Consider the following 1677-nt stretch of genomic DNA (forward strand, 5'->3'; position numbering starts at 1 on the left):
GGGGAGGAGCGAGATTTCTCCCCCCCTTAGCAAGGGGAGGAGCGAGATTTCTCCCCCCCTTAGCAAGGGGGGGAGCGAGATTTCTCCCCCCCTTAGCAAGGGGAGGAGCGAGATTTCTCCCCCCCTTAGCAAGGGGGGGCTGGGGGGGGTAAGGGCGGAAGTCTTGGCAAAATCCGATGCTTGTGTCGGCGGCGAAGATATTGATATCTGGATTGTGGAAGATTATTTACGGCAAATTGGTTCGTCGCGGGCAGAAGTTGGCGGGGTGGGCTGGCAAAATTTGTTAGAAATAGCCGAAAAGTTAAAAATTCAACTTTCTCAAGTTAATGAAGCGAAGGAAAGTTGGTTTGACGATGAAAATTTTATGTCTTACGACTTGGTGCTAAACCGAGACAAGCTTGAAGAAATTCTGGAATCCCGGCAGTTGTTAGAACAGTTGCGGGAAGCATTAGATGAACTGCTGAATATTGCACGGGGTAAAGGTGTCTGTAAAGCAGATATCGAACAGGTTTTGCTGGTAGGAGGAACTTCTTTAATCCCGGCTGTGTCTAATTTAGTGGTTTCCTATTTTGGACGGCAAAAAGTTAAAACCGCTCTGCCTTTTGAAGCTGTGGCACACGGTGCTTTGGCGCTGACAGAGTTAGTAACTGTTGACGATTATTTGCGCCACAGCTATGCAATTCGTCTCTGGGAACCTTATGCTAAAGTTTATACTTATTCGCCGATTTTTAGTAAGGAAATGAAGTACCCTTGTCAAAGTTCTGAAGAGTTGACGCTGCAAGTGGCAATTGAAGGGCAAAGGGAAATTCGGTTAGATATTGGCGAAGTTGCGGAGGTGTCGCAAGCGGAGGTTGTTTTTAATGAAAAAGGGCAGATGACGAGCAGTTTGCTCAACAAACAGACGGATTTTCGCTCTCTGGAAAGCCACCATCAGGAGGTTTGTGTGGCGCATTTGAATCCGCCTGGGGTGTTGGGAATTGATAGGGTTTCGGTGAGTTTTGAGGTGGACCAGAGGCGGGTTTTGTTGGCGACGGTGCGGGATTTGGTGACTGGTGAGGTTTTGGTGGATAAAGGGGCGATCGCCAAACTGCAATAATGATAAAATTTTTAGATAACATTCGGACCTTGACATCGCTACTACACAAACTCTCGTCCGGATGGTGCCCTGACTGAAGAATATTCACTTAAATCAAATTTATGCTGCCATGAAAAAGCAACAAAATAAATTCAGCCACCTGACGGCTATCGAAAGAATTTACCTGTCATTTCCAGCCAGATTTTTATTGGATAAAAACTTGCTGCAAGGTCAAGTTTTGGATTTTGGGTGCGGCTTCGGCAGCGATGTTAAATTGTTGCAGCAAAAAGGCTTTAATATTGCGGGTTACGACTCTTATTATTTCCCGGAGTTCCCCAAGCAGAAATTCGACACTATCCTTTGCTTTTATGTTTTAAATGTTTTGTTTCCTGAAGAACAAGCTAATGTCTTGATGGAAGTCTCGCACCTGTTGAAACCGGGAGGCAAAGCTTATTTCGCAGTGAGAAGGGATCTCAAAAAAGAAGGCTTTCGAGAACATTACGTGCACAAGAAACCTACCTATCAGTGCATTGTAAAACTTCCGTTTAAGTCAAGTCACGTAGATGAGTATTGCGAGATTTACGAATACGTGCATTACAACC

2 protein-coding genes are annotated in these 1677 nt (G+C 45.3%); both read left to right on the top strand.

Annotation, left to right across the window (positions count from 1 at the left end):
- A partial coding sequence (locus tag WBA89_RS17450) for an Hsp70 family protein (RefSeq protein WP_424408439.1) occupies positions 1–1096 on the top strand: 1096 nt, incomplete at its 5' end.
- A gap of 109 nt (positions 1097–1205) precedes the next feature.
- Positions 1206–1677, top strand: a 472-nt coding sequence (locus WBA89_RS17455) for a class I SAM-dependent methyltransferase (RefSeq protein WP_424408440.1), incomplete at its 3' end; no start/stop codon positions are given.

It is taken from the genome of Microcoleus sp. (genome assembly GCF_049646505.1).
Lineage (GTDB): Bacteria > Cyanobacteriota > Cyanobacteriia > Cyanobacteriales > Microcoleaceae > Microcoleus.